Origin of the sequence: Thermocladium sp. ECH_B, assembly GCA_001516585.1 — an archaeon.
GTDB lineage: Archaea > Thermoproteota > Thermoprotei > Thermoproteales > Thermocladiaceae > Thermocladium.
Genome location: LOBW01000115.1, coordinates 1 through 3,321 on the forward strand (window position 1 = coordinate 1; position 3,321 = coordinate 3,321).

General features: G+C 52.0%; 4 protein-coding genes and 2 pseudogenes. 3 read left to right on the plus strand and 3 right to left on the minus strand.

Features of this window, described 5'->3' with window-relative positions; translation table 11 throughout:
* Both AT710_09410 and AT710_09415 read left to right on the plus strand, forming a co-directional pair.
* Window positions 1-192: pseudogene (locus AT710_09410) on the plus strand.
* A gap of 664 nt (window positions 193-856) precedes the next feature.
* Window positions 857-1,198, plus strand: a complete 342-nt coding sequence (locus tag AT710_09415) for a hypothetical protein (protein KUO90163.1) — start codon at window positions 857-859, stop codon at window positions 1,196-1,198.
* Window positions 1,199-1,339: 141 nt separating this feature from the next.
* Here the strand turns inward: AT710_09415 and AT710_09420 are convergent, their stop codons facing one another.
* The 3 genes from AT710_09420 to AT710_09430 are packed head-to-tail and all read right to left on the minus strand — an operon-like array spanning window position 1,340 to window position 2,783.
* Window positions 1,340-2,188, minus strand: coding sequence for a hypothetical protein (locus AT710_09420; GenBank protein ID KUO90164.1), 849 nt, complete (start codon window positions 2,186-2,188; stop codon window positions 1,340-1,342).
* A 3-nt stretch (window positions 2,189-2,191) separates the two neighbouring features.
* Window positions 2,192-2,485 (minus strand): hypothetical protein, encoded by a 294-nt coding sequence (locus AT710_09425; protein ID KUO90165.1) that lies wholly within the window; start codon window positions 2,483-2,485, stop codon window positions 2,192-2,194.
* On the minus strand, window positions 2,466-2,783 hold the full coding sequence (locus AT710_09430) for an ArsR family transcriptional regulator (protein KUO90166.1): 318 nt from the start codon (window positions 2,781-2,783) through the stop codon (window positions 2,466-2,468). The genes AT710_09425 and AT710_09430 overlap by 20 nt, the downstream gene beginning before the upstream one ends.
* A 284-nt stretch (window positions 2,784-3,067) precedes the next feature.
* Here AT710_09430 and AT710_09435 point away from each other — a divergent pair.
* Window positions 3,068-3,321 (plus strand): annotated as a pseudogene (locus AT710_09435).

The following is a 3,321-nucleotide window of genomic DNA, read 5'->3' on the forward strand; positions in this document are numbered from 1 at the left end:
TGCCCCCACTGCGGTTTCACCTTGGACCGCGACCTTAACGCTTCTCTGGTTCTTTTGAAGAGGTCAGGGTGGGTGCCACCCAGTGTGCCTGCGGTTGAGCTCCACCCAATACCTCCCCTACCAGCCCTAGGGTTGGTGGGGAGGCAAGGTGGAGCGATGAGGCAGGAAGCTCCGCCATTTATGGCGGGGTAGCTCACTCGTTGACAGGGAAAGCACATCCCAAAATATGGTGCGCTTTGGGTATCCGTAAACCTTACCATGATTGAACAGGGCTGCGAATACGAAAACTCTCCTCACCTGTAAACCACACCTAAGAGCTTCAGCCCACTTTTAACACAGCACCTGCTCGACGCTAAAAGAGAACAACTCTAAGGCACACCCACCAATGGTACCACGATGTCTATATCGAAGCCAAGAGCAACTCAGCAATGCTCAGAGTCTACTCGGGACTCTACTGGAACATTACACAAGGAGTCCAGAACCACGCAAACCACGGTAGGGTGACCAAAGGCACACCACGAATAGCTTAACACGACACTTGACATATTCCCCTACTGCTGGGGGTTTTCAAGCCTAGCCTAGCCTAACCCACCCAGCCCGAAGAGGCACATCCAATAATTGGTGCGAATCAAGATGAAGGGTACGTGAACTACCCCGCTCTCACTGGCGGAGACTTCCCCCAGATAAAACTCTTGAAAGCCGCTATGGGATAAACAAGTGACCTCGGATGATTCCTTCGAAAACCGATGTGTTAGCCTGGATTTGTAGAGGGAGTGGGATGGTTTCAAATCGTTTGAACGCCTATACAACAGCCAAGGATTATCTGTGTTAATGCTATATATAATCTGTGGAAATAATGTTGATGGACTCGGAAACAATCCGTGAATCCGTTCTCAAGGTGTTCTACGACGTGTTTGGTGGGCCAGCCGCAAGAGCGATATTGAACTACACATGCCTAGACCCCGAGGACCTAGTCAATAATCCTTCACACCTTACGCAAAGCCTCCAATTGGCCTTCGGGCCAAGCGCGCACCACCTCGAACAGGCGATAGTTAGAGAACTACTAAGAAGATTCAACCTCCCACACACAACACTAGGCACACTCACCTATGAGCAGACACTGAGAATGATAGTAACCAAGAGCCGGATAAAACTCAAAGAACCCGATGGTGGCAGTAAGAAGGCTGAACACGTCTAAAAACTCACAGCTAAGCATACAGGGGGCACGCGGAAATCCGCCTCGAACTGTCCTTTATCCACTGCTGGAGGATGAACGGCTTTGTCCCGCGTGGGTTTCAAGGTCGCCGTAGCCCCGCTCGGGGCTGCCAATGAGATTGGGTTAGTGTGATGCTAGCTGGATGTCCCCATTCGTGGTGGTCAAAGTAAGTGTGGCTGAACCCGAGCCGATGGTGGCCGCCAGCGTCGTCTTGCTCATTGAGGTGTTTGCTAGACGTAGCCCACTCACGCTAAGCGCGCCATTCACGGTGGCCATCGTCACGGAGAGGGACGAGTTGCTTGGTACCATTATCCTGATGTCTCCATTCGTGGTTAGCGCCCTGTACACGCCGCCCAGCGTGGGGGTGAAGCTCGCCGTGATCCCCCCATTCACAGTCATCAAAACCCATCCACGAATGTTGGAGGATGTGAGGTTGATGTCACCGTTAACATCGTTAGCCTCCACAGACCCACCGGAGCCTAGCGCTAACTGAATCACGCCGTTAACAGAGTTGACCTCTACATCTGAGAAGCTCTCAAGCTGGACGCGCACACCACCGTTAACATCCACGACGCGCACACTGAGTGAATTAAGGGATTCGGGTACCAGTATATTGAAGCTAAGTGTGTAGTAGCCGCCTATTAAGATTGTGTGCGGCTCGTGGACTAGTATGTCAAGCGTGTCCCCAACCCTCCGCACCGTGGTGTTAACACTTATGGGGTACAGGAAGCGTGTGAGTGTGGCGTTTACGTATACATAGTCACCCCGCCAAACCCCCACACTTATAGCCCCATTCGTATCATTCACAAGGAGACCGCTGAGACCGGTGGTGTCAGTGAACCTGTAAGTGTACACCTTCACCACACCAGCCCCACGTAGCAATGACGCCATCCCAGGAGCCACTAGGAAGCTGAGGAGAAGGGCTAATATGAGGACCCCCAGCACCACGGCGGCGCCCACAATCAGCCTCACAACTCACTCCTCCAAAGTCTTCCTAATAGAATCCACCTTCTCATTGAGTATCGCAAGCTGCGCCTTCACATCTGTGAGAGCACTCTGAATGCTCTCCCGATCGGTGTACCCCGAACCGGTCAGCACACGCCTCCAGACTGATACGCCAACCACTAGCACCACGAATGCGAACACAACACCAGTCACACCCGTATACACAATCATGTAGACAACACCCACCGCGACAGCCACCCACACCACCAGCGTGGATATTAGCAGATTCACATCCAGGGGCTGCCTACTCACCACGCCCGCCACCATCCTCCCCAAGGTAACCTGATATCACTGCGGGCGACACCCTGATATCGAAGTCCACCAGCTCGTAGTAGCGCAGCGCCTTGGCCTCGTCCGGCACCAAAGCCACCGTGCTCTTCACGATACCCGCCTTCTGTAGCTTTATGAGGTGCACCTTCGCAAGAGCCCTGCTCACTCCAGCCCTCTTTGCGAGCTCGGAGAGATACATCGGGCCACCCCTGTACAGCAAAACCACGAAGCGAAGCCTCAGCGGGTGCCCCAGCGCATCCATTTTTAAAGCCAATTTCACCAAATCGTCCATTCATCCACATCACGTAATGAAAAAATTACACGTATTTAAACCCTACACATCCAAAGACAAGGGTAGAACGTAAAAAAGGAAGTGGCAAAGAATGGGTATGGTGCCCGATCAGAGCCATCCACGCTCGGCCACTATACCCACACCAATCCAAAGAACCACCACGACAAATGTGGGCACCGGGAGGGTAGAGGTCGAGTTATGGCGAACCCATCACCACGCTTATCAGGACGCCTCACACTAACATCAGCTTTTTAAACACAGCTGAATAATATATGTGAGTTAAAGTGTCAGCGGAGGAGCTCATTAGGCTACTACCAAAACTGCTACGAGAGCATCCCGAACTCAGACATGAAGTAGCAGTCATACTCTCCGAATCCATGGCCGACAAAGGGGACATAGCCGCCATACTCGAACACATAGAAAAGCTGAGGGAGGACTTCAACAGGAAAGTAGAAGAAGACAACAAAAGATTCGAAGGAATCATAGCAGAAATCAAAACACTAAGAGAACAATTCAACAGGAAAGTAGAAGAAGACAA